The organism is Campylobacter porcelli (genome assembly GCF_002139855.1).
Lineage (GTDB): Bacteria > Campylobacterota > Campylobacteria > Campylobacterales > Campylobacteraceae > Campylobacter > Campylobacter porcelli.
Map to the genome: position 1 here is coordinate 1,244,507 of NZ_CP018789.1, position 20,088 is coordinate 1,264,594.

Consider the following 20,088-nt stretch of genomic DNA (forward strand, 5'->3'; position numbering starts at 1 on the left):
ATAAATATTTTAATACCAGCAGCAGGCGCTGGAAGTCGCTTTGCTAAAGAGGGATATGCTAAGCCAAAACCATTTATTGATGTTCTTGGTAAGCCTATGATAGTAAGAGTTTTGGAAAATTTAAGCGTTGATGATGCACACTATATAATTATATTACAAAAAGCCCATTTAGAAAAAGAAAAAGAGTTATGTAATGTAATAGCCAAAGATTACAATGTTAGCTTCGTTGGTGTAGAATCTCTTACAGAAGGGACTGCTTGTTCAGTATTACATGCTAGAGAGCTTATAAATAATGATACTCCACTAATGATAGCAAACTCCGATCAAATTGTCGATATTGATATAGCCAATTTTATAAATGATTGTAAAAATAGGCATCTAGATGGCTCAATTTTATGTTTTAAAGATAAAGAAGAAAACCCAAAATGGTCTTTTGTAAAAATGAATGGCGATCTAATCGTAGAAGTAAAAGAAAAAGAGGTTATATCGGATATTGCTACAGTTGGAATTTACCTATTTTCCAAGGGGAGATTATTTGTAGATTCAGCAATAGATATGATCGCTAGAAATGATAGGGTAAATAATGAGTTTTACACAGCTCTAGCATATAACTATGCTATTAAAAATGGAGCTAAAATTGGTTGCTTTTTGATGGAATTTGATGAGATGCATGGTATTGGTACGCCATCTGACCTAGAAAAGTATATTGGGAGATAACATGCAATTACTATCAATTAAAAATCAAATACAAAAAGCAATAGATATGTGGAATTTTTCAATGGCTGAAAGATTATATCAAAATAATTTTGATATTTTTGATGATATAAAGATGGAATATATAAACTTTTTATATAACACTAGTCAGCTTGAGAAATTATATAATATATTAGATAATTATAATGATAAACCTAATTGGTGGCTAGATTTAGATATATCCTTTAAAATTTTAAAAGATAATTTATGCAGTCTAATGAGTTCAGATGATAAAAAAAGCAGTGTAAAAGAATTATTTGCCAACGATATAGCTTATGCTTTTATTATACTTCAAGAAGTAAATAGTGGCACTTTAAAATCCGAATTTGCCTTACAAACATTTAAAGATCATATATTTAGTAGTCAAAATATTATATTGAAAAGTTATATAGCAGCATTAATCATTGACTACTTTGCCTTAACAGATGAAGAGGAAAAAGAGAAATTTTTTATCTCTCTTAACAGATATCAAAATAACTATCATTATATATTCTTATATTTTTTACATTCAAAAATTAAATCAATTGGTAATAGATATTATTGGGATAAATATCATTTTATATCTCAAAATATTTTAACAAAATCGCTTAATATAGCACCTAAAAAAATTGCAATATGTTTCTTTGGAATATTACGTGGAGCCTGGAAGGAAAATTTGCAAGAAATTATAGATGTAATGGCAAAACCTCTTAATGCTGATTGCTTTTTATTTTCATGGGATGAATATCAAGAATGGCCATCATTGACCGGTGGTCATAATTGGGTAAAAAGATTGCTAACACCTAATTTTCTTAATGTTGCACCAAAAGAGATACAATTAAAAGAATCATTAGCAAAATATATGCCTTTAACATATGAAAAATTAAATTATGAATACAATATAAAAATTAACTTAGATGATTTTAATGCTTTTATTAAATCAAATCCAAATATCAAACGTTATGAATTAGAAAATCAGGAATCTTTTGGAGAAAATATTGGTTGTTCTAAATTACACTACAGTCAAAATAGGACTTTTAAAGTAATGGAGGCTTACGAACATCAAGTTAAGTCACTATATGATATTGTAATAATGAGTAGAGTTGATATTAAACCATATCCTGTTGACTATCGTAAGATAACAAACATTAGACATGATGAAATTACAGAATATTACACTACATGGGGGAGTGGAAGAACTTGTTTTGCAGGATACAGAGAAGCTGTAAAAAATTATACAAGTCTATATGAAAATTTAGATCAACTGAAAAATAATAAATTTATTTTTAATTGGGCTGATCCGCATGAAATAGCTTATAAATATATAACTCTCCTTGGATATCGCATCACGGAGCCAATAACCTCTGATCAGATACATCATACTACTGCATCTACTGGATTTTGTGTTCCAGATGTATCAGAAGAAGTAATTTTAGATTGTAAAAATTTAGAAATAAATAATATATTAACTAAAGATATCGTTTATAAAATTATAGATTTTTTTAAATTAATAAAAGCAAATTATCCACAACCATCAAATGAAGCTAGGCATATAGATAGATATTGTCAAAAACAAAAAATAAAAATTGATAAAATTATAAAAATTGGCGATAATACCTCCACCAACCTAACCGCCAAATTCCGCATTAAAAACCAGCTTTCTTGTAAATTAGGTCAAGCTATAATCGATAATTCTAAAAGCTTATTAGGCTATATTAAAATGCCATTTATCCTAAGCTATATCAAAGATACCCACCAAAAAGAGCAAAAAATCTATCAAGAAAAGATTAAAAATAATCCAAGCCTTAAGCTTCCACCTCTTGAAACCTATCCTGATTATAAAGAAGCTATAAAATGTAAAAATCATTTAAGCTATAAGCTTGGAGAAGCCTTAATAAATGCTGATAAATCTAAATTTAAGCTTGGTTATCTATGGTTATGGTTTAAATGCAAACAAATCACCAAAGAGCATAAAAATTGTAAAATTAATGATAAATAACTTAGCTTTGATTTTGTAAATTTAGTATTGATGTAAATCAACCCTCATTTAAGTAGCCTTATGCTACTTAAATATCATTATAAAATATAGCTAACATAATTAAATTTAATATAAAACATATAAATATTAATCTATTTATAAAATATTTAATACCCAATTAAGTTTTCTGAAATTTATGTAAGAAAATCCTCTTAATTCAAATATTTTTATATTTAATAATTATTTATAGGTAAATCACTTTTGTATTTATCTATGAATTTAAGAAGTTTTGTAAATGCTTTAATTTTTGGTAAGATCCAAATACAAAGTATTATAACTAAAATAAGAAACAAACCAAGAAAAAATGTTCCGACACTAAAAGTTCTTATACTAAGAAGCCCTATTTATTACAGATACAATCAAACCTAACCATAATACAATCTTTTCTATAATCGAGTTATGTTTTATACGCAAATAATCCTTAGTATGACTTTTTTTAAAGCTTGCATATTATAGTATCTAGTCATTAATTTTTGCTATATTATCGCACCAATTTCATCTCCATATTCAAAATATTTTTATTTATATTAGAATATAGTATAAAATACACAATTCCCAAAGTCTTAGCTAGAAGTGTATTTATATTACCTATTTACGCCACCACCACAAGATGTTCTTATTTTGTCTTGACATTATTTCTCCAAATTAATAATTTAAAAGGCTTAAATTAAAAAATTTATATCAATTAATATTAAAAAGCAATATAATCAAGACACGCATTATTTGAATACACAAAATGATATATAGAATAAAAATGGTGGTTAGAGGCAGAATCGAACTGCCGACACGCAGATTTTCAGTCTGCTGCTCTACCGACTGAGCTATCCAACCACCTTAAAAAGGAGTTGAAATTATATTAAAATAAAGCTTAAAATCAAATAAAATTCAACTCAAAAATCAAAATTACAAAATCTGCGATATATACTCTTTAAACTTATCCCCACGCTGGGCATATGAGCTAAATTGATCTAAACTAGCACAAGCTGGACTAAGCAAAGCCACATCATCTCTACCCATAGCCTTATCTATCAAATTTACAGCATTCTCTAATGTTTTGGCATTATACACATCTGCATTTAGCCCACAAGCCATCTTGGTTATCTCATCGCAATTTGAGCCTATAGCATAGATTAAAGCACCTTGCCTAGCCGCAGTAGCAACGGCCTTTTGAATGCTTACACCCTTATCATCTCCACCAAGTATAATATGTATTTTTAAGCCACTATATCTTGCTAAAGCTTGAAGCGTCGCATCAATATTTGTAGCCTTAGTATCATTTACCCACAATCTGCCTTTACCATCTCTTAACTCCTCAAGTTTATGAGGCTCAATTATAAATTTATTAAGCAGATCTATACTCAATGAGCTAAATATGATATTCTCAATAGCTAATGCCATAATCGCATCCATCAAAAATGGCACCCTAAAATCAATCCTACCAATATCAATACTAAATTTATTAGCCAGATCAATCTCATCTTCATAGCCTATAATTTTAGCATTAGATCTGATATTTTCATAGCATTTTGGCACTATAGCCACGCCCCCTTCTCTCATCATAGATAGTGGTTTTAGCTTAGCCTTTTCATACTCTTTAGCACTACCATGCCAACTTATATGATCATCGCTAATAGGTAAAAGCACATATATATCAGGACTTGCGAATTTAGTATAATGCATAGTAAAAGAGCTAGTTTCTAAGATCCAAATTTTAGCCTTTTTATCCACCAAATCCCCAAGCGGAATTCCCACATTGCCACCCATTATAGCGCCCCTATTTCTTAAGAGATGCTCTGTCATTTTAGTCGTTGTAGTCTTGCCATTTGTACCGCTAATCCAAATACTCTTTGGCGTATAATTTCTAAAATAATCATACTCACTAATTATATTTTTAGCTGATTTTATAAGCTTATGGTATGGCGGAAATCCAGGACTTGGAATCTCAAGCTTACTTAGATTAGGATTAAATTTATCTACTGGCAACAAAGCATTTCCATGCTCGTCGCTACTAACTACTTCAAATTTATCATCATAAATATTCCAGCCGCCACTTCTAGCGATTGATTTTGTCGTTCCTGCGTAACCAAATAGTGATTTTATCATAGTTTTACCTTAGTTTTAATGCTATTAAAGCAATCAAATTTGCCACCAAAGCTATCATCCAAAACCGCACGATAATCTTATTTTCACTCCACCCTTTCATCTCAAAATGATGGTGTAAAGGAGCCATTAAAAATATACGCTTTTTCCTGATTTTAAAGCTACTAACTTGCAAAATCACAGATAGAGTCTCCACCACAAATACAAAGCCTATTATGATAAGCAAAAGCTCATTTTTAGTCACAATCCCCATATAGCCGATAAACGCCCCAATGCTAAGGCTTCCGCTATCTCCCATAAAGACTTCAGCTGGATAGCAATTAAACCACAAAAATCCAAGCAAAGCACCTATTAAAGCCGTAACTAAAATAACTATCTCGCCCAAATTTACCACCTTTGGTAGCAGTAAATATGAGCTATAAACCGCATGCCCCATCAAATAAGCAAAAATCCCCAAAGTCAAAAGCCCTAAAATTGAAGGCACACTAGCAAGACCATCTAATCCATCGGTTAAATTCACAGCATTAGAAGCAGAAGTAAGCACCAAAATCCACAAAACAACGGCAAATATGGATATATCGCAAATAGGATATTTATAAAATGGTATATAAAACATCGCATCTAGTGAGCTAAAAAAATATAAAAAAACAGCAGTAGCCACTCCTAATAAAATTTGAAATACAAACTTCACTCTAGCACTAAGCCCTGCGTGATTTTGCTTACCTACTATCTTGCTATAATCATCATAAAATCCAAGCAGACAAAATCCACCCAAAACAAAAAGCCCAATCAAAACAAAAGCGTTATTTAAATTTGCGCTAAATATGGTAGCTACAATGGCACAAATTATAAAAACCACGCCACCCATTGTAGGGGTTTTCCTTTTTTGCTGATGAGCTTGTGGGGCTAATTCATAAATTGGCTGATTGGCATTTTTAGCCCTAGCCCAAGCTATAAATTTAGGCATAAAAATAAGAGTAAGAATAAAAGCTAAAAAGAAGCTTATTTGAGCACGAACGGTCAAATAGCTAAAAAAATTCACACCGAAAAAATCATAAATATAGTAAAGCACTAAATTTTCCTAAATTCCATATTAATTTTTAAGGATAAAATTATATAAATTTTTTGATAAAAAATCGGTAAATCATGGATAAAAAAATAAAAATTTATATATATTTATAATTTACTGATAAAATTGCGAGTAAATTTATATATTTGCCTTAAAATACCGAGGAGTTAAAGTTAATGGGTAAAAAATCTATATTGGTTATAACCGATGGAATCGGATATAATCCTAGTGATAAATTTAACGCTTTTAACGCAGCCAAAAAGCCTACATATGAGTGGCTAGAGAAAAATGCGGCTAAAAATTATCTAAAAACTAGCGGCTTAGCAGTTGGATTACCAGATGGCCAGATGGGAAATAGCGAAGTTGGACATATGACTATAGGAAGCGGTAGAATTTTATATCAAAATTTGGTTAAAATTGATAAAGCTATAAATAGCAATGAGTTAAAAGATAATAAAGCATTAAAAGAGCTATTAAATAGAGTAAAAAGGGTGCATATAATAGGATTATATAGCGATGGTGGCGTGCATTCTCACCTAAATCATTTTGACGCTGTGGCTCAAATTTGCCTAGATGAAGGCAAAATCGTCTATACTCACCCAATAATAGATGGACGAGATGTAAGCCCAAAAAGTGGCTTAAATTTCATTAAATCCTTACAAGATAAATTTAATATCGCCACCATAAGCGGTAGATTTTATGCTATGGATAGGGATAATAGATGGGAGAGAGTTCAAAAAGCATATGAAGTAATAGCCAAAAACCAAAATATCCAAAGTATAAAGCCAGATGAATATATACAAAATTCATATAATAATGGCGTTTTTGATGAGTTTATAGAGCCAGCTAGCTTTATGGATTTTGGCGGAATTCAAGCTAGTGATGGTATAGTATTTATCAACTTTAGAAATGATAGAGCAAGGGAGATTTGTGCTGCTTTAGCCAGTAAGGATTTTAATGAATTTGATCGTGAAAATATCTGCGAAAATCTAGTCACAATGACAAATTACGATGATAAATTTAACTTTCCTATAATGTTTGAAAATGATGATATTAAGGATACTTTAGCTGAAGTAATAGCCAAAAATGGTCTTAGTCAGCTCCACACTGCTGAGACTGAAAAATACGCCCATGTTACATTCTTTTTCAATGGCGGAAAAGAGGATTTAGTGGAGAATGAAACTAGGATTTTAATCCCTAGCCCAAAGGTAAAAACATATGATGAAAAGCCACAAATGAGCGCATATGAAGTTACTCAAGCTGTGCTTAAAGGGATTGAAAATGGGGTTGATTTTATCGTTGTCAATTACGCTAATGGCGATATGGTCGGCCATACTGGCAATTATAATGCCGCTATAAGAGCAGTTGAAGCTGTAGATGAGTGCCTTGGTAAGGTGATTAAAAAAGCCTTAGAAAATGGATACTCATATATGCAAATCAGCGACCACGGCAACTGCGAAGCTATGCAAGATAGTAGTGGCGAACTTCTTACAAATCACACTACATTTGATGTATTCAGCTATCTAATTGCTGATGGAGTAACCAATATAGAGTATGGTGGGTTAAGCAATGTAGCCCCAACAATATTAAAACTAATGGATATAGAAATTCCAAAAGTTATGGATAAACCACTATTTTAAAAGGATAAATAATGAAATTTAGCGGAAAAAATGTTTTAGTTACTGGCGGTAGCCGTGGAATTGGAGCTGAAATTTGCAAAGTTTTGGCTAATTTTGGGCTTAAAGTTTGGATAAATTATAGATCAAATCCAGATCTTGCTGATGCTCTAAAAGCTCAAATACAAAATGATGGCGACAACGCTGCTGTGATTAAATTTGACGCTACAAATGAGGCAGAATTTGCCGAAGCTATAAATTTAATAGTCCAAAGCGATGGAGAGCTAAGCTATCTTGTAAATAATGCTGGAATTACAAATGATAAATTAGCAATTAGAATGAGCCTAGATGACTTTAATAGCGTAATAGACGCAAATTTAAAAAGTGCATTTATAGGCTCTCGTGAAGCATTAAAAGTAATGAGCAAAAAACGCTTTGGCTCAGTGGTAAATGTCGCTTCAATCGTAGGCGAAATGGGTAACGCAGGTCAAACAAACTATGCTGCAAGCAAAGGCGGTATGATAGCTATGAGTAAGAGCTTTGCCAAAGAAGGAGCTAGTAGAAATATCCGCTTTAATAGCGTAACTCCTGGCTTTATAGCTACAGATATGACAGATTCATTAAGCGATGAAATTAAGGCAAATTATTTGGCAAATATCCCACTTAAAAGATTAGGCGAAGCAAAAGAAGTAGCTACAGCGGTGGCGTTTTTATTAAGCGATTATTCAAGCTACATCACAGGTGATACGCTTAAAATCAACGGCGGATTATATATGTAGCAAACTTTAAGGCAAATTATAGTAAGATTACACTCATTTTTATTTTAGGAGAAAATTATGGCAGTATTTGACGAAGTTAGAGATGTTGTTGTAGAACAACTAAGCGTTGCAGCTGATGCTGTAAAAATGGAGTCAAAAATTATTGAAGATTTAGGTGCTGATTCATTAGATGTTGTTGAGCTAGTTATGGCTTTAGAAGAGAAATTTGATGTTGAAATTCCAGATAGTGAAGCTGAAAAATTAATTAGCATTGCAGATGTTGTAAATTATGTTGAAGGTTTAAAAAAATAATTAGCCATAATGGTTAAAAATTTAAATTTTAGGAGAAGTAGCATTGAAAAGAGTGGTAGTAACTGGTTTAGGCATGATAAATGCACTAGGTCTTGATAAAGATATATCTTTTAAAAATATTTGCGATGGCAAAACAGGAGTAAAAAAGATAACCCTATTTGATGCTACTGATTTTCCAGTGCAAATAGCGGCTCAAATAGATGATTTTGACCCAGCTAGTGTAATGGAAGCAAAAGAGATAAAAAAGGTAGATAGATTTATTCAATTAGGACTAAAAGCCGCTAAAGATGCCATGATTGATGCGAATTTTAAAGATTTTGATCCAAACGAATTTGGCGTTAGCTCAGCAGCTGGTATTGGTGGCCTACCTAATATCGAGAAAAACTCAAATATATGTTTAGAAAAAGGCCCTAGAAAAATATCTCCGTTTTTTATCCCTTCTGCTTTGGTAAATATGCTAGGTGGATTAGTCAGCATAGCTCACAATCTAAAAGGTCCAAATGTATCTAGCGTTACAGCTTGTGCCGCCTCAACTCACGCCATATGCGAAGCTGTCAAAAGCATTATGATTGGCGAAGCAAAAGCTATGCTAGTAGTCGGTGCTGAATCTGCTATTTGCCCTGTGGGTATAGGTGGATTTGCTGCTATGAAAGCACTATCTACAAGAAACGATGATCCAGCGGCCGCTTCAAGACCATTTGATGCAAATAGAGATGGATTTGTAATGGGTGAAGGTGCTGGAGCATTAATATTAGAAGAGTATGAAAGTGCAGTGGCTAGAGGAGCTAGAATCTATGCTGAAATAGTCGGATTTGGCGAAAGTAGTGACGCTCATCATATCACAAGTCCTAGCTTAGATGGCCCACAAAGAGCAATGAGTAAGGCCCTAGAAATGGCAGGAAATATTAAAATTGATTATATCAATGCTCATGGCACATCAACAGCGGCAAACGACGCCAATGAAACGGCAGCCATAAAAGCCGTATTTGGCAGTGATATTCCAGCGATAAGCTCTACAAAAGGTCAGACAGGTCACTGCCTAGGTGCTGCTGGTGCTATAGAAGCCGTAATCTCAGTAATGGCAATGCAACAAGGCATTATTCCACCTACTATTAACCAAACCGATAGAGCTCCTGAGTGCGATTTAGACTATACTCCAAATTCTGCTAGAAATTGCGAATTAAACGCTGTTATGAGTAACTCATTTGGTTTTGGTGGGACAAATGGCTCAGTAATCTTTAAAAGGCTAAAATAATGGCTAGCTATCTTGATTTTGAAAAAGGTATTCAGCAAATCGATGAAGATATAGCTAATGCTAAGATTAGAGGCGATGAACATGCTATAGAGATCTTAAGTAAAAATTTAGAAAAAGAGATAAGCAAAACATATAAGAATTTAAATGAATTTCAACGCTTAAATTTAGCCAGACATCCAGATCGACCTTATGCGCTTGATTATATCAGAGCACTTCTGACTAATAGTTATGAGATTCACGGCGATAGAGCCTATGCCGATGATCCATCGATAGTCTGCTATAGTGGCTATATAGGCAATAAAAAAGTTATAGTTATAGCCGAGCAAAAGGGTCGTGGAACAAAGTATAAAATTATGAGAAATTTCGGTATGCCACATCCTGAAGGCTATAGAAAGGCTTTGCGTGTAGCTAGACTTGCTGAGAAATTTGAAATTCCAGTGATATTTTTGATAGATACTCCAGGAGCTTATCCAGGAGTTGGAGCTGAAGAACGCGGTCAAAGCGAAGCAATTGCAAGAAATCTGTTTGAGCTTAGTGAGCTTAAAACACGTACAATTGCCATAGTTATCGGCGAAGGTGGTAGTGGTGGGGCACTCGCCATTGGTGTAGCTGACAAATTGGCAATGATGAAAAACTCTGTATTCTCTGTTATTTCGCCAGAGGGTTGTGCTGCCATCTTATGGAATGACCCTAGCAAAAGCGAAGCTGCAACAAAGGCTATGAAAATTACAGCTGATGACTTAAAAGAGTTAAATTTAATTGATGATGTTATAGATGAGCCTATAATGGGTGCTCACAGAGACAAAGATGGCGCTATATCAGCAGTTGGTGAGTATATTAGAACTAAATTAGATGAGCTAGACAGATTATCAATAGATGAAGTTGTAAGTGCTAGAATGGAAAAAATTCTCTCAATTGGGGCTTACGAATAATCAATATTTTAGCCAAATCTATTGGCTAAATTTCATTAAATTTATCTCTTTACAATGCTTAAAATGTTAATTTTATCCTTTGTAGTACCCTAACCTATCTTTAAAAGTTAATTTAATAAATTTTTAATATTAAAACACCTTTAAAATCACTATCAAAATAATTAAATTTTAAGAGTGCTTATGTAGGTATTTCATAGATGAATAATAGAATTTATCTATTATAAAAATGGGATAAATTTACCAAATATAAATAAAAAATTTATATAAATTCTCATATTCTTAAAAATAAATTTATATATCAATAAATTGAAACTATAAATTATATTGGGTAAAACTGCAATTTCTTAAACCATATTCACAAAATATCAAAAGCTTTAAATTTAAGCTATATTAAATTACTAGGTTTTAAAGTATGGATTAAATTTTACACTATTCAAAAGATATTAAGTAAATTTAGCTAAAATATTGCCTAAAAATTTTTCACAAAGAGGTTACTATGGCACTACCAGAAGCAGAACATATATGGTATGATGGTAAATTAGTCAAATGGCACGAGGCTACGACTCATGTTTTAACCCACTCACTACACTACGGAAATGCCGTATTTGAAGGCGTTAGAGCATATATGACACCAAAGGGACTAGCGATATTTTGCCTTAAAGCTCATACTAAAAGGCTATTTGAATCAGCTAAGGCTTGCGGGATTAAAATTCCATTTACTCAAGAAGAGATAAATCAAGCTCACATAGATTTACTAAAAAGCAATACCTACACAGATAATGTCTATATCCGCCCGCTTGTATTCTTAGGATATGGCAAGATGGGTGTAAGCCACATTGGCTGCCCTGTAAATGTAGCTATAGCAGCATGGCAATGGGGTGCATATATGGGTGAAGAAGCACTCCAAAATGGGATAAAAGTCAAGATCGCTTCTTGGATGAAGCCAGCTCCATTTTCCATGATGGCAAAGGCCAAAGCAAGTGCAAACTACTTCAACTCTCAAATGGCAAATTTCGAAGCACACGAAGCTGGTTGCGATGAAGCCCTACTTCTTGATCCACAAGGTTTTATAGCTGAAGGAAGTGGCGAATGCTTCTTTATAGTAAAAGATGGCGTAATAATCACCCCACCAAATGATACTAGCCTAGAGAGTATCACACAAAAAAATGTAATCCAAATCGCAAAAGATTTAGGATACGAAGTCCTACGCCAAAGAATCACAAGAGATGAGGCTTATAACGCCGATGAAGCTTTCTTTACTGGCACTGCTGCGGAGGTTACTCCAATTAGCCAAATAGATAGCCGCATTATAGGTAGTGGCAAAAGAGGCAAGGTCTCAAAAGAACTTCAAGACGCATATTTTGAGGTTGTGATGGGTAGAAATGTAAAATATGAAAATCTAATTACTTACATAAATTAAAGGATAGAAATTGCCTGCAGATTTAAACGACTATTTTAATAAAAAAAATGGCAACTCAAATAGCGATGAGAAAAAGCCAAATTTCAATTTTAAAAAGCCAAATGTGCCAAATTTCAGTGGAGGATTAGGTAAATTTAGTGGTATAATCTACGCTTTGATAGCGATAATTGTAGTTTTAGCCGTTGCTAAGCCTTTTGTAGTGATAAACTCTGGTGAAGTGGGCATCAAATCCACTGCTGGTAAATTTGACCCAAATCCACTTCAACCTGGCTTTCACTTCTTCTTGCCTTTCATACAAGAAGTTAGAGTAGTTGATACCAAAGTGCGTCAAATCAACTACACTTCAAGCGAGGGTAGAAACGAAGCAAACTATCGTGGTAGCGGTATAGAGACCAAAGATACAATTTCAGTCCTTGACTCACGCGGACTTCCAGTTAGCATGGACATTACCGTCCAATACCGCCTAAATCCACAAAACGCACCGCAAACCATAGCCGCATGGGGATTTAGCTGGGAAAACAAGATAATTGACCCAGTAGTTAGAAATGTTGTTAGGAATGTAACAGGTAAATACACAGCAGAAGAGCTACCAGAGCGTAGAAATGATATTGCTGCAGCTATCGATATGGGAATTCGCTCTGATATTGATAAGCAACCAAACCAGCCTGTAGAGCTTGCTAGCGTGCAGCTTAGAGAGATTATCCTTCCACCAAAGGTAAAAGAGCAAATAGAAAGAGTCCAAATAGCCAAACAAGAAGCCGAAAGAACTAAATATGAGGTTGAAAGAGCAAATCAAGAAGCACTTAAAAAAGCAGCCCTTGCTAAAGGAACAGCCGAAGCTGTTAAAATCGAAGCTCAAGGTAGAGCAGATGCCGTTAAAATCGAAGCTGATGCACAAGCTTACTCAAATTCGCAAATCGCAAGAAGCTTAACAAATAATCTTTTAGAACTCAAACAAATTGAGACTCAAAAAGGGTTTAATGAAGCTTTAAAAACCAATCAAGATGCGAAAATTTTCTTAACTCCTGGCGGGGCTGTCCCAAATATCTGGGTTGATACCAAAGATAAACAAAAGCAAATTTCAGCACAAAATTAGGGGTATTAAATGGGCGTGAGTGTGAATTGGGATAAGATCGATGGATTACTTCCAGTAGTAGTCCAAGAGTATGAAAGTGGCGATGTGCTAATGCTAGCATATATGAATAAAGAGGCCTTTGAGCTAACTCAAAGTAGCAGTCTTGCCCACTACTACTCACGCACAAAATCTCAAATTTGGAAAAAAGGTCAAGAGAGCGGTAATTTTCAAATAGTAAAATCTATATCCTTAGATTGCGATAACGATGCCTTACTATTAAAAGTCGAGCAAATAGGCAACGCCGCTTGTCATACAGGGGCAAAATCGTGCTTTTTTAACCATTTAAATTTAGAAAAAAAAGATGATTTAGATCTTGAAAAAACCATTAAATATGATATATTAGACCATCTATACCATATAGCCCTAGATAGAAAGCTAAACCCAAGCAAAGACTCATACATATCCAAACTCTACTCCAAATCGCCTAATAACTACCTAAAAAAGATAGCCGAAGAGAGTTGCGAACTAAATTTGGCTATAAAAGATCTTCAAAGATTTAAGCTATACTCAAATTTAAATCTTGAGAATTTTGGAGAGCATAGAGAGAATGAGCCAAAATACGATGTCATATATGAGGCTGCTGATGTGATCTTTCATATGATTGTAGCGTTGGCTGATTATGATATTCATCCAAGCGCAATCCTAGATGAGTTAAAACGCCGAGAAGGCATAAGCGGAATAGTAGAGAAAAACTCCCGTGATAAATAGTATTTTAGATACCATTAAATTCTATATTAATAACTTTGGATTTTATGACTATATAGCTATTTCGTGGGTGGTTTTGCTATTTTTTGCTCTACTGGTTTTGGCACTTTATATGCTATTTAAAAAACCTATGCTTGCTCTATTTATACTTTTTTTTGACTTTGGCGGACTTGGTGCGGGGCTATTTTATTCACTTAAATTTATAGATAATACCATACGCCCAAGGGAGCTAATTATGGCTCCGCTTAGACAGCTATACTACGCCGATATTATGATAGCTGATATCAATATCACCAATACTTCTAAAAAGATTTTTAAAAAATGTAGAGTAAAGCTAAGCTTTCATAATATTGGCAAAAACAGCATTCAAAATCTCAAATTTAGATTGACCCCTTTTCGCACCCAAATAGCCATAATACAAGGAGTTGAGCCAGGTCAAACAAAAGAGATTAAATTTACTATAAAAGATTTTCGTCCGCAAAATTATAATACTATATTGAATTCGGAGTGTTTCTAATGAGCTATTTTAACCTATTTCACATTCTAGCCATCATTATCATCATAGCCCTTTTTGGTGGTTTTACCTACTTTATCATACTAAAAGAAAAAAGAGTAAAAGCTGCCATCAGCCTTTTGATAGCTAATGTTACTATTATGAGCTGTATTGCCATCATCTCCATGATGCTTATCGATAGATACACCAAAGTGGCAGTTATAGAGAGCTTCCAAGGCAAAAGAACTCTAATCAATGAGACCATCACCTACACAGGCGTAGTTAGAAATATCGGATATGGCTATATCAATTCATGTACTATGGAGATAGAACTCATCAATGCTCCAGTTAAAAAGCTAGAGGCTAGTGCCTTTGAAGAGCGTGGATTTTTCCAGACCTACCTAGGTAGCTCAAATAACCAAAAAAGCTCGATAAAGGCTGAATTTTTAATAGTCAAAGACCTACCAAGTGGCGACCAAAAAAGCTTTGGCTTTACTATGCCATACCCAGCCCACTTCAATAATCACAGCACAAAATATACACTAGATTGCAAATAAGCTAAATTTAGCTTATTCAAATTATATAATTTACTTATAATTCTACTTTTTATATTTTAAGTTATTATAAATATATAATAGGATAAAATATTAATAAAATAATTCTAAAACAAAGGATAAATATGTTGAAAAATATGAAACTCTCTGTAAAACTTGCGATTGTAGGTTTTATATTTACCGGGTTTATAGTTGCCATAGTTGCTGGTATCGCCATTTACCGAGCCTCAAGTATGGCTGAAGATAATGCTAATGCCTTTATGGAGGCTAGCTCTAAATCAAATGCAAATTTAGTTGCGGCTGAGTTTAATAGACTAGCTGATAGCTTACATGCCTATAAAATCGCTATGGAATCAACACTAGATTCTAATATAGCTATGCCTGTTAATATCATAAGCAATATGCTAGATGATGCCCTAAAAGAGAGTAAATTAGCCGCTGGTATATTCTTTTATACTACAGATGATAGTATCTACGCTAAAAATCCAAATTCCAACGACCCACGATATACTAATGCTGGGGATTTAGCAATCTATGTAAATTATCATGGCAGACTTGAGCGTATCGAGGACAACTACAAAAGCAAAGACTACTATATAAATGGTCTTGAGAAGCCTAGACTATCTGAGCCATTTAAAGACCATATAGAGGGCAATCAAATAGTTATGTCTTCAATGACCTTCCCAGTAAAATATAAAGGAAAAACTATAGGTATAATCGGTGCTGATTTAAACATAGAAAATTTCTTTATTGATAGACTAAAAGAGATCAAACTATATAAAACAGATACAAGCTTTTTGCTATCAAATAAAGGTATAATGGTAGCCAACTCCAATCCAGAAATAAGAGGCCTACCAGTCCAACAAGTAAATCCAAATTTAGCCCAATTATTCCCAGTAATTAATAGCAATCAAAATAGCTATGCCACAGTAACAGCTGATAGCAAAACTCTAAATCAAAATGTCCATTTTAATTTAGCTAAAGTTAATATAAATTATATAAATGAGCCTTGGAGTCTTGCCACACTTGTGCCAACCAATGAGATATTTACTCAAGTAGCATCAGCTAGAAATGGGCTAATAATCGTAGGCATAGTCGTAGCTATAATCGGCGGATTTTTCCTATTCTTTGCTACAAATATGTTAATTCACAGAATTGAAAATATTAGAATTTTACTATCAGAATTTTTTGATTTTTTAAATCACAAAAGAGCAGATGCACGCCTTGCGGTTATTACAAATAATGATGAAATCAGCCAAATGGCAAAGGCTATAAATGATAATATCATAATCATAAAATCAAATTTAGATAAAGACTCAAAGGCCGTTGAAGAATCACTCCAAAAAGCAAACGAAGTAGAAAAAGGCAATCTAACTGCTAGAATCACTTTAAACCCAGCTTCTCCAGAGCTACTACAGCTCAAAAATGTCCTAAATAAAATGCTTGATGTCCTAGAGCAAAAAGTAGGTAGCGATATAAATGCTATCCAAGGTGTATTTGATAAATTCAAACAGCTAGATTTCACCGTAAGGATAGATAATCCAAAAGGTGAAGTAGAGATGGTAACTAACCTTCTAGGCGATGAAGTAACTAAAATGCTAAAAGCAAATTTAGAACAAGCTAGTAACCTACAAAATAAAGCCGATGAGCTAAAAGGCTTTGTAACTTCACTAAATGAAGGTGCCAAATCTCAAAGCGAATCACTTCAAGAAAGCGCCGCAGCCGTAGAAGAGATGAGTAGCTCAATGAACTCTATAAATGATAGAGCTAGTGAAGTAATCAAACAAAGCGAAGATATTAAAAACATAATTACAATAATCAGAGATATAGCAGACCAAACAAATCTACTAGCACTAAATGCAGCTATTGAAGCGGCTCGTGCTGGAGAGCATGGTAGGGGATTTGCCGTGGTGGCTGATGAGGTCAGAAAGCTAGCTGAGAGAACTCAAAAATCACTAGGCGAAATAGAGGCAAATGTAAATATCCTAAGCCAAAGTATAAATGAGATGAGCCAAAGCATAAGCGAGCAAACTCAAGCTATAAATCAGATAAATGAAGCTATAGTAAATGTAGATGGCTTAACGAGACAAAACACACAAATCGCTCAAAACAGCAATATAGTAGCTAATGAAGTTGATAGCATAGCTGATGCTGTAGTAGCTGAAGTTAAAAAGAAAAAATTCTAATTTCACACTCACATTTTACTCCTTAAATATATGCAAGATTTATTCTTGCATATATTGAGGTTTATACATATCTTAAAAGCAAAATTATTGCTATTTTTCACTTCACACGGGAAAATTTTCGCAAAAGTAAAACAACCTAAATGGTTGTTTTATGGCGAAAATTTGGAGTAAAAATCAAATTTAAAGCGACAAAAAGCACCAAATAATCCTTATTATCTTTAATAAAATCATATTTAAGCAAAAAATAAAAAAAAAAGGGGGGGGGTAAAATAGGCGGTTTATTTAATTTTTAAGGAGACAAAATGAAATTATCTCTTATTGCATCAAGAGCAATATTAGGTTTAGGAATTTTAGGGAGTGTGAGTATTTGCGCACAAGAGCTAACAACACAAACACAAGAAATTAATGCGGGACAAGTATCACAAAATAACAACCCAATCGCAATTTCTTATGAAAGCCAATTGAAAGACTACTTTGATATAGAAATAGATTCAAGCCGCGATGCTGCAAATCTCGTTTTTAAAGAGGGATACAAAGATACAAATTTACAAATTAATAGTGCTTTAGAAGATTTTGTTCCAAATAGCGTAAATAGAGAAAATACATTTGTAACTATTGATTTAGGTAATGGAGTGCTTGATTTAATAAATGTTCAAAATGGCAATGGAATTGAGAAAAATTCCCATTTAATCAATGCAGATATTACTGCCTCACAAATCAATGTGGCTGATATGAATTTAGAATATTTTAGGCAAGAAAGCACATTAAGCGGAAATGTAAAACTAACAGGAACACGATTACCAGCTGATTCTGATGATTTTGGCTCTACTGTACGGATTGTTAGCGGTGGGCTTGACAAAGTTGATTATAATGGTGGCTTAACAATTTGGGGGAATTTGGAGGCAACTAAAACTAGATTTGAAGGTGTTGGCAATGGTTCCTTAAACTTTGATATTAAAGGCAATGCAAATATTAAAGAATCGAATTTTTCTGTGATTTCTACAAGCTTTAATAATCTCATTTTAGATAGATTTGTTTTTGCAAGTGCAAATAGCTTTAATAGCGATGTAACCACTAGCAATACCGCAGGTGCAAGCATTCTTAACAGCATTTACGATATCGTGAGTGATGAGAATCTTGCAAACCAATTCATAGAAATAGAGGGAAATGTTTACCTTACCCCTATGGATGTGGGAGATTTTGTAAATTACAAATTAAGCGTGGAAAAAGGTAGCGACAAAGAATACTTAATTGTAAATGGTGGAGTAAATTCTACAAAAATCAACAGCGCAAGAGAAATTTCAGCATTTGAAAAAGAACATTTAGAGAAAATCATACGAATAGAAGATTTAGCAAACTCACAAAATCCGGTTAAACAAGCTATCTTAAAAGATTTACAAGCACAAATTGCAAAAAGAGAGGAAATTCTTAATAAGATTAATTCTAGTGACGAAGAATCGCTAAGCACTGAAGATAAAATGGGTGCAATGGGTATTGAAATTACAAATACTACCAAACACATTTTTGAAAAAGTATCCAACCTTAACGGCGCACAAGCAGATAACTATAAATTTCTTCTCACAACAGGCATTATGGGTGGTGCTACAAACACTGCTAAAACAGCAGATTCTATGCAAACTTCTGGCAACCTAAACGAAGCACAAGGTATCTTTGATAGTTTGATTAACTCTAATATTAATGCTAAAGTGGGTATAGATGCAATCACAAATAAAGACTTCTTTAAAGATGTAAGAGAAAGTGCAAAAAATAGCACAGATATTCTAAATAACACTAGTTCTGCAAATGGTGCTATAAATATCTCTAATGATATGGCTCTAGGTGACAGAATAGCTAGAATTAATAATCCATATAGTGAAGTAAGATTTGCTAATGTGCTTAAATCTAGCCTTTTGGCAAACAGCACAAATATAGCAAGTGACGCTATCTATGACTATTATGGCACAAAAACTTATAAAAATAGTGTATGGGCAAATACTTTTGGTGGAGCAAATATAATCGATGGAGAAAGTGGAGGATTGTATGGAATAAGCATAGGTGCAGATAAAGAAGTTAATGAAAATTTACTTTTAGGAATCTATGCCACTTATGCAAATTCTAAAATCAAAGATAAGCTAAGCGTTCAAGAATCAGATAATTATCAAATAGGTATTTATAGCTCTTATAGATTTAATTATTCTTGGGAATTAAATTCTAAACTCTATGGACAAATAGGAGATACAAAGCAAGATATTAATTTAGCAGGAAGTTTAAATAATGCTGATTTTAATAGAAGATTTGTAGGATTAAATACAAGTATAGGTAAAGTATTTAATTTAGAAAGTGATCTATTTTTAAAGCCCTTTGTAGGAGTGAATTATTATTATAGCCATACACCAAGCTATGATGAAAAAGGTAGCTTAGCAAGAAAGGTAGAATCTAATACTAATAACTCTTTGAGTTTAGAATCAGGATTAGAAGCTAGAAAATATTTTGATGAAAGTTCTTATTTATTTATAACTCCAAAGATTGAACAATATGTAGTTAATAATGGAGATGATTATGTAGCTAGCTTTGTAGGTTCTAATACCTCTTTTTCTATTAAAGGAGAAGATAAGAAAAAGACTTATGGACAATTAATTGTAGGAGGAAATATCTCTTTCAATGATAGCCTAAGTTTAGATGTAGGGATTGGAGCTAAACAGATCTTAGCAGGAAAAGTAGATTCTAAAAATGAAACTTACTTAAGTGGAAATGTGGGAATCAAGTATAGATTCTAAAAATTA

15 protein-coding genes, 1 tRNA gene and 2 pseudogenes are annotated in these 20,088 nt (G+C 33.3%); 15 read left to right on the plus strand and 3 right to left on the minus strand.

What is annotated here, in order from left to right:
* A complete protein-coding gene (locus CSUIS_RS06250; RefSeq protein WP_086298604.1) occupies positions 1-717 on the plus strand; it encodes a glycosyltransferase family 2 protein in 717 nt (238 codons plus the stop codon).
* A gap of 1 nt (position 718) precedes the next feature.
* Positions 719-2,731 carry a hypothetical protein gene (locus CSUIS_RS06255; protein WP_086297985.1) on the plus strand — a complete coding sequence of 671 codons (2,013 nt, stop codon included), beginning with the start codon at positions 719-721 and terminating at the stop codon, positions 2,729-2,731.
* Between the two features lie 794 nt (positions 2,732-3,525).
* Here the strand turns inward: CSUIS_RS06255 and CSUIS_RS06260 are convergent.
* From CSUIS_RS06260 to mraY, 3 genes are all read right to left on the minus strand, one after another.
* Positions 3,526-3,601: transfer RNA gene (locus CSUIS_RS06260), tRNA-Phe, on the minus strand.
* Positions 3,602-3,673: 72 nt separating this feature from the next.
* Positions 3,674-4,873 (minus strand): UDP-N-acetylmuramoyl-L-alanine--D-glutamate ligase, encoded by a 1,200-nt coding sequence (gene murD, locus CSUIS_RS06265; RefSeq protein WP_086297987.1) that lies wholly within the window; start codon positions 4,871-4,873, stop codon positions 3,674-3,676.
* Positions 4,874-4,877: 4 nt separating this feature from the next.
* On the minus strand, positions 4,878-5,942 hold the full coding sequence (gene mraY / locus CSUIS_RS06270) for a phospho-N-acetylmuramoyl-pentapeptide-transferase (RefSeq protein ID WP_086297990.1): 1,065 nt from the start codon (positions 5,940-5,942) through the stop codon (positions 4,878-4,880).
* A 173-nt stretch (positions 5,943-6,115) separates the two neighbouring features.
* Between mraY and gpmI the strand changes: the two genes are divergently transcribed.
* The 13 genes and pseudogenes from gpmI (at position 6,116) to CSUIS_RS08610 (ending at position 20,082) form a co-directional block, all read left to right on the plus strand.
* A complete protein-coding gene (gpmI, locus tag CSUIS_RS06275; protein WP_086297992.1) occupies positions 6,116-7,579 on the plus strand; it encodes a 2,3-bisphosphoglycerate-independent phosphoglycerate mutase in 1,464 nt (487 codons plus the stop codon).
* Between the two features lie 11 nt (positions 7,580-7,590).
* Positions 7,591-8,334 (plus strand): 3-oxoacyl-ACP reductase FabG, encoded by a 744-nt coding sequence (fabG, locus tag CSUIS_RS06280; RefSeq protein ID WP_086297995.1) that lies wholly within the window; start codon positions 7,591-7,593, stop codon positions 8,332-8,334.
* Positions 8,335-8,391: 57 nt separating this feature from the next.
* The gene (gene acpP / locus CSUIS_RS06285; RefSeq protein WP_086238013.1) at positions 8,392-8,625 is read left to right on the plus strand and encodes an acyl carrier protein; all 234 of its coding nucleotides are present in this window, start codon (positions 8,392-8,394) and stop codon (positions 8,623-8,625) included.
* 43 nt (positions 8,626-8,668) lie between these two features.
* On the plus strand, positions 8,669-9,880 hold the full coding sequence (locus tag CSUIS_RS06290; RefSeq protein ID WP_086297997.1) for a beta-ketoacyl-ACP synthase II: 1,212 nt from the start codon (positions 8,669-8,671) through the stop codon (positions 9,878-9,880).
* Complete coding sequence (gene accA / locus CSUIS_RS06295; protein WP_086238015.1) at positions 9,880-10,812, plus strand: acetyl-CoA carboxylase carboxyl transferase subunit alpha; 933 nt, start codon at positions 9,880-9,882, stop codon at positions 10,810-10,812. Before CSUIS_RS06290 ends, accA begins: the two co-directional genes overlap by 1 nt.
* 496 nt (positions 10,813-11,308) lie before the next feature.
* The gene (locus CSUIS_RS06300; protein ID WP_086298000.1) at positions 11,309-12,232 is read left to right on the plus strand and encodes a branched-chain amino acid transaminase; all 924 of its coding nucleotides are present in this window, start codon (positions 11,309-11,311) and stop codon (positions 12,230-12,232) included.
* Positions 12,233-12,242: 10 nt separating this feature from the next.
* Positions 12,243-13,328 (plus strand): SPFH domain-containing protein, encoded by a 1,086-nt coding sequence (locus CSUIS_RS06305; protein WP_086298003.1) that lies wholly within the window; start codon positions 12,243-12,245, stop codon positions 13,326-13,328.
* A gap of 21 nt (positions 13,329-13,349) precedes the next feature.
* A complete protein-coding gene (gene hisIE, locus CSUIS_RS06310) occupies positions 13,350-14,075 on the plus strand; it encodes a bifunctional phosphoribosyl-AMP cyclohydrolase/phosphoribosyl-ATP diphosphatase HisIE (RefSeq protein ID WP_418228973.1) in 726 nt (241 codons plus the stop codon).
* Positions 14,065-14,589: a DUF2393 family protein gene (locus CSUIS_RS06315; protein ID WP_086238019.1), complete on the plus strand. Its 525-nt coding sequence runs from the start codon at positions 14,065-14,067 to the stop codon at positions 14,587-14,589. The genes hisIE and CSUIS_RS06315 overlap by 11 nt, the downstream gene beginning before the upstream one ends.
* Entirely contained in the window at positions 14,589-15,122 is a 534-nt protein-coding gene (locus CSUIS_RS06320; protein WP_086238021.1) for a DUF2393 family protein, read from the plus strand. The genes CSUIS_RS06315 and CSUIS_RS06320 overlap by 1 nt, the downstream gene beginning before the upstream one ends.
* A 398-nt stretch (positions 15,123-15,520) precedes the next feature.
* Positions 15,521-15,850: pseudogene (locus tag CSUIS_RS08725) on the plus strand (PDC sensor domain-containing protein); the annotation flags it as partial.
* 444 nt (positions 15,851-16,294) lie between these two features.
* A pseudogene (locus tag CSUIS_RS08730) lies at positions 16,295-17,305 on the plus strand (methyl-accepting chemotaxis protein); the annotation flags it as partial.
* A gap of 302 nt (positions 17,306-17,607) precedes the next feature.
* On the plus strand, positions 17,608-20,082 hold the full coding sequence (locus CSUIS_RS08610; RefSeq protein WP_236860775.1) for an autotransporter outer membrane beta-barrel domain-containing protein: 2,475 nt from the start codon (positions 17,608-17,610) through the stop codon (positions 20,080-20,082).
* The last annotated feature ends 6 nt before the right edge of the window (positions 20,083-20,088 follow it).